The following is a 5,717-nucleotide window of genomic DNA, read 5'->3' on the forward strand; positions in this document are numbered from 1 at the left end:
CCTTTAATCGTTCACTGTTCATTTAGGGAGTGGATAGGTTTTCTTTTTCACCCTTATTCTCTCCCGGCGCGGTGGCTCTAGTTCTTCTGAAAGCCACCGCTCTCATCTTTGGTTAGTCTAAACTACAGATTTTCAGGCGCAGCAAAATACTCTCGCGGATCGGTTGCCTTACCTTGTTGGCGGGCTACATAAAAATGGTAAAGACCCCGGTAAATCATCTCTAACAAAATCGAATCTATTGGTAAAGAGAGTTGGTCAGCAACGGCATCACCTAAATCGACAAAGATTGCATAAAATATCCAACTCCCCCAAATTTGAAGCTGAATCCCGTTAAGAGAACCCGTCCACAAATAACTTAATCACAACAGCCTTTTTACGGTATTAAAAGCCTCTTCAATTCTCCAGCGCCTGCGATATAAATCTGCCACAACGTAGGGTGGTAATACATGAGGATCTAGTACGCTTGTCAAATAAGAATGCCAAGCTTTACCCGAACGAATTTCAATCAGTCGTAAGGTAATAAATGGTGTTTTTGCTGTTCCTGAACCCAAACGTACCAGACTATATTTCAGGTCGTAACTTTTGGTAAATACTTGCTGTACTTGAATTGCTGCTCCTTTTTTTAAGCGCGTAACTAAGTGGATATCTCTTTCAATTAATCTGAGCCAAAAGCTAAAATGATCAAATCCCCTATCCAGTAATAGTAAAGTATTTGCTGGTACTAATTGCAGGATATTTTCTTCAATCTTAACATCAGAAGCTTGCTTAGTTTTCCCGAAACCAAATATCAACAGGAAGCCTGGTCATTAAATCTATGACTGTTGCCATCTTTCCTGCCAACTGCCCTTTTGGTATATCTTCCAGGCTTTTGAGCTTGCAAAACAATGCTTCGAGCGTTGAACTATCTACTATCCAAATACTCGAAAATTTGGTCAAGGCAAATTTAATGCTTTCTGGTAAAGGTCGTTGATTTCTCTGGTACCAAGCAGTTCTTAAACTTGGTAATAAATTTGGCGTTGCTGAGTTAGAGTATGAATAGGAGGAATAATTTATGCAATGCCCAGAATGTAACCCACATTCCGCAGGTCTTTAAATAGAATTGATGGTTATAAAATTTAAAAATTCAAGCCTGAAGTGATTACCCAGTAATCACTTCAGGCTTTTTTGAGATACAATGAACGAATGAGGAGCCAAGAGGAAAAAACCATGAATGAGCATCAAGAAGCCATAAAAGTCCTAAATTTAGACCATTTAGGAATAGTAGCAGGGATAATAGACGAGATGGAATTAGTAGAAGAAGTCAATAAAATAGTAGGAATAACAACCCAAGAAATGCTCAGCCCAGGACAAGTCATGAAAGCAATGATTTTGAATGGACTAGGCTTTTTAAGCGCCCCATTATACATATTCGAGGAATTTTTTGTAGGAAAAGCAACATCACATCTAATCGGAAAGGGAATACTACCCGAACATCTAAACGACGATAGACTGGGAAGAGCTCTCGACAAATATTATCAAGTGGAACAAAACTCTTCACAACAATCGCCATGAAAGCCGCCCATAAATTCCAAGTAAAAATGAACAGCATCCATTTAGATGGAAGTTCAATGTATGTACAAGGAGAATATAAAACCCAAGTTAAAAACAGCGACCAAACAGAAAAAGAACCCGGACCAGAAACATCAGAAATGAAACCAATAGAAATAGTTCACGGATATTCCAGAGACCATCGACCAGACCTGAAACAATTTATCATAGACATGATTGTAACAGGAGACGGAGACATACCACTATATCTAAAAATAGATTCAGGAAACATCGACGACAAAAGCGTATTCGTATCAAGACTAAAAGAATTCAAAAAACAGTGGACATTTGAAGGAATCTGCGTAGCAGACAGCGCCTTATACACCAGGGAAAACCTATCAGCAATGACAGGAATCAAATGGATAACAAGAGTCCCATTAAGCATAAAATCAGCCCAAGAGCAAATCGTAGACATCCAAGAAAGCGAATGGCAATCAAGCTCAAAAAAAGGATATAAGATAGCCGAAAGAGCTAGCGAATATGGAAACATAAAACAAAGATGGTTAGTCATAGAAAGTGAACTCAGGAAACAAGCAAGCATCAAACAAATAGACAAACAAGTAAACAAACAACAATCAAGGGCCCAAGCCGCACTACGCAAGCTTTACCGGCAAAAATTTGCCTGCGTTGCCGACGCAGAAACCGCCATAAAAAATCTATCAGACACATGGAAATATCACCAGATTACCGAAATTGAATGTCAAGAAAAAAGCCATAAAAAACAAAAAACACCAGCCAAAAAAGCTAGTGATATAGACACAATAGCCTATCAAATAATCGGTAAAATAGAAACGAGACCCGAAATAATATCCGCCGAAAAAATTAAAACAGGGAGATTTATACTGGCAACAAACATTTTAGATAAAAACGAAATAACCAACCAGCAGATATTAGAAGAATACAAAGACCAACAAAGTAACGAAAGAGGATTTAGATTTTTAAAAGACCCATTATTTTTCACATCAAGCGTCTTCGTGAAAAAAACCGAGAGAGTAGAAGCAATTGCCATGATAATGGGAGTATGTTTATTAGTATATAATCTCGCCCAAAGAAAGTTGAGACAAGAATTAGAATCAGCCAATGCCAGCATCAGAAACCAGGTCAAGAAAATGACAAATAAACCGACAATGCGGTGGGTATTTCAGATGTTTCAAGCCGTACATTTAGTCAACCTCAATGGAGCCGAACAAATAAGCAACTTAACAAAGGAACGTCGGGAGATATTAAATTATTTAGGAAAGGTTTGCGGTCAATATTATTTAATAGTTGAAGATGGGTAACTCGGAAAACAAACCGGAAAATATTGTTAAATAAATTCAAATTGTTGGCAACAGAACACTCATGTTGCCGGAATTGTGATGTCTTATTTAGGGAGAATGAGTTCAGATATTGCCTAATGAATATATTAGGCAATATCTGTGAATTCCAATTTCTTATATTTCGCCAAAATCGCAAAAAAATGATACTAAAATTAGAAAAGGTAGGCACAGATATTTTTCCTACAGTGAAGGTATGAAAATCCTTAGTCATCAAAGCCAGAACTGCGGAATGTGGGATGTAAATCAACCCATATCCGTAAAAACGGCAATAAAAAAGGAAAACAGAATCACATTTGTGTCCAATGTGGTCGTCAATTCCTCAATCAGTATGAACCCCAGCGAGGTTATAGCGAGGCCATCAAACGTGATTGCCTAAAAATGTATGTCAATGGTATGGGTTTACGTGCGATAGAACGAGTTAAGGGTGTTCATCATACCGAGCGTAATAAATTGGGTAAAACAAGTCGGAAAACTGTTGCCAGATGTTTATGACCCTGAAGTCATCCCAGAAGTTGGTGAACTCGATGAATTACAAACTTATGTAAAAAAAAACAGACAGGATATGGTTGTGGACAGCGGTTGACCACTTTCAACCAGGAATTTTAGGATGGGTATTAGGGGATCATAGCGCTAAGACATTTGAACCATTATGGGAGAAAGTAAGTGCATGGAAATGCTATTTTTATGTAACTGATGGATGGTCTGTATATCCCATGTTTATTCCTGATGGGGATCAGATTATTAGCAAGACTTATATGACCAGAGTAGAAGGGGAAAATACCAGACTAAGACATTATTTGGCTCGGCTACATCGTAAGACTCTTTGTTATTCTAAATGTGAGGAAATGCTCAAGCATTCTATTAAGTTATTAATACATTACTTGAAGTTTGACGATATTCCCATTCCTGGGGCATTCATACCTTGATTCAGCAACGCCATAAATTTTTGAAGACTCCTTCAAATAATGTGGCAGGAAAACTTAAAAATCTTTGAGACATTGCTTGTTGAGTGACTGTTGTGGGTCGGCACCGCAAAAAACCCGCTCTTGCCAACATTCTTGTGAGTTCTGTTACTCCAGCTACGTCTCGCCACAGCAAAGTTAATACTGCTGCTACCATCAACGGTAAGTTGAGAATTCTCCCTCGCAAACCCAGTTGACGGTAGTAATTTTCTTGTGAGGTAATGGCCGGTGTTAGTAATGCCGATAGTTGTGAGGCAATCTCCTCGTCTTCCACCATCGGCCTTGTGGTTTTTTTGGCATGGTCACGGTTGGTTTTTTGACTTTTAGCCATATTTACTGACCTACACAATCGCTCAATTATTTGTCAATTATATCCTTCGGTCTCCCCAAGGTGGTGCAACTATTATGCTTGCCCCGACGCTGCCGTGCTGGGGATATGCAACTATTATTGATCGTCCGCCATTATTATCGATCGTCCGCCATTATTATCGATCGCCCACCATTATTATCCATCGCCCACCATTATTATCCATCGCCCGCCACTATTATCCATCGCCCACCATTATTATCCATCGCCCGCCACTATTATCCATCGCCCACCATTATTATCGATCGCGATGCAACGCCAATCGAGCACACAACTTATTAATAATGATAATCGCGATCGGGTGAGAGAGTCCGCCGCAGGCGGACTCTCTCACTCTTCCCCTATTTGATTATCATTATCATTTAATAATATTTCTATCCCAAGAGGTATTGACAAAATCTACTCCCTTTTAACTTGTTACCAATGCCCGATATCTGGGTGTCAGATTTATTTAGCGCTCAAAAAAATCACCCCGCACCACAATGGCAAGTGTGTTTGGCTCATCAATTGCGGGATTGCCAATATGCGATTGACGCTGGGGACAGGATTTTTGCCCCAGCGATGAAGAGATTATTATTAAGAGCTTTTATCATCCATCGACGACGAGAAAAAATCGACGATGCCAGACTCAAGCGATACCGAGAAAATTTACAGGAAAGATTAACCGGGATTTTAAATTTAGCGCTACATGATCCGGATGGTATCCGGTTACGAAAACGTTACGGTGGGCTGATGGACAATTTATTTCTATTTCTGGAAGAGGCGGGGATTCCACCAACGAATAATAGTAGTGAACAGGCGATTCGGATGAGCGTGATATTTCGCCGTGTGACCAATGGCTTCCGTTCTTCATGGGGGCGAGATTTGTTTGCTGCTGTTCGTTCAGTTGTTAATACTGGCAACCGTCATGGCTTGACGGCTTATCAATCTATTCAACAAGCTCTCTCTACTGATGGCTCCCTTTTTTCCCTAGTTGAGCAATTACCCTTGGTCATTCTTTAACGTTATATGCTTGCTATGCAAGCATTATAACGTATTTTCACCGTATTTTTTGTTTAAGTCCCGCTAAAAAGTCATTACAAAGCGTGTCGGTAGCTTCTTTGAATGGTGAATTTATCTCAAAATATACTCACCACTGATGAACAGTGTTCAATAAGATGCGTTCCCCCTGGGAACTCCCCTTAGCCTCTGAACTACTTTAGGCTAGTAGCACTAAGTACATTTGTGATCTGCATTCCGGTTGTTTCATGGCTTACTTGACCGTGACCGGACTCTTATGGAGTCTTTTACATAGGGGTAGAGGGTGTGAATCCTCTAAGGAAGAGGGCTCTCCAGACTAAACGACCATTTATTTCAAGTCGCGCACGGGCATTCACCGTGATTCACGTTTCAACGAATCGCACTTCTTATACCCATGCGGGGGAAATAGTCCGCCCCAAAGCCGTATTTGGGCCGAAAAAAAGACCCCATAGTTAAAAGAGG

The 5,717-nt window shown here is 40.0% G+C and carries 2 protein-coding genes and 4 pseudogenes; 4 read left to right on the forward strand and 2 right to left on the reverse strand.

Translation table 11 applies throughout. From position 1 onward, the window contains the following. Nucleotides 1–128 precede the first annotated feature (128 nt). Nucleotides 129–1,011: pseudogene (locus tag QUB39_RS30155) on the reverse strand (IS4 family transposase); the annotation flags it as partial. A gap of 195 nt (nt 1,012–1,206) precedes the next feature. Here QUB39_RS30155 and QUB39_RS30160 point away from each other — a divergent pair. Continuing rightward, a pseudogene (locus tag QUB39_RS30160) lies at nt 1,207–2,867 on the forward strand (IS1634 family transposase). Between the two features lie 261 nt (nt 2,868–3,128). Beyond that, nucleotides 3,129–3,832 (forward strand): annotated as a pseudogene (locus QUB39_RS30165) (IS1 family transposase). Nucleotides 3,833–3,845: 13 nt separating this feature from the next. Here QUB39_RS30165 and QUB39_RS30170 read toward each other — a convergent pair. Next, nucleotides 3,846–4,145, reverse strand: a pseudogene (locus QUB39_RS30170) (IS4 family transposase); the annotation flags it as partial. Nucleotides 4,146–4,304: 159 nt separating this feature from the next. Between QUB39_RS30170 and QUB39_RS30175 the strand changes: the two are divergent. Together QUB39_RS30175 and QUB39_RS30180 are read left to right on the forward strand one after the other, a co-directional pair. Continuing rightward, nucleotides 4,305–4,517, forward strand: a complete 213-nt coding sequence (locus QUB39_RS30175) for a hypothetical protein (protein WP_333058578.1) — start codon at nt 4,305–4,307, stop codon at nt 4,515–4,517. Between the two features lie 141 nt (nt 4,518–4,658). Then, a complete protein-coding gene (locus tag QUB39_RS30180; protein ID WP_333212828.1) occupies nt 4,659–5,237 on the forward strand; it encodes an IS66 family transposase in 579 nt (192 codons plus the stop codon). Nucleotides 5,238–5,717: the final 480 nt, after the last annotated feature.

Origin of the sequence: Microcoleus sp. AT8-B5, from assembly GCF_036705565.1 — a bacterium.
Classification (GTDB): Bacteria; Cyanobacteriota; Cyanobacteriia; order Cyanobacteriales; family Microcoleaceae; genus Microcoleus.

Coding starts and splice junctions, on each gene's coding strand:
- QUB39_RS30175 (WP_333058578.1), top strand. CDS start 4,305: ATGCAACTATTATTGATCGTCCGCCATTATTATCGATCGTCCGCCATT.
- QUB39_RS30180 (WP_333212828.1), top strand. CDS start 4,659: ATGCCCGATATCTGGGTGTCAGATTTATTTAGCGCTCAAAAAAATCAC.